The 275-nt window shown below is 65.5% G+C and carries 1 protein-coding gene; it reads left to right on the top strand.

Annotated elements, in window-relative coordinates:
- Positions 1 to 275 (top strand): hypothetical protein (locus H5J30_RS35820; protein ID WP_181791946.1); only part of this gene is annotated, 275 nt, incomplete at both ends.

A 275-nucleotide genomic window follows, 5' to 3' on the forward strand; every position in this document is an offset into this window, starting at 1 on the left:
GCGAGGAAGTGTGGAGCGGCATGCGCCGCCGCTACCCGGACGGCTGCGACGAGAGCTACCGCAAGCAGGCGGAGTACGAGATGGACGTCATCATCCAGATGGGGTTCCCGGGGTACTTCCTGGTGGTCGCGGACTTCATCATGTGGGCGAAGAACAACGGCATCGCGGTGGGCCCCGGGCGCGGCTCCGCGGCGGGTTCACTCGTGTCGTACGCGATGGGGATCACGGACCTGGATCCGATCGAACACGGGCTGATCTTCGAGCGGTTCCTGAAC

It is taken from the genome of Streptomyces phytophilus, from assembly GCF_013870535.1.
GTDB classification, from domain to species: domain Bacteria; phylum Actinomycetota; class Actinomycetes; order Streptomycetales; family Streptomycetaceae; genus Streptomyces; species Streptomyces phytophilus.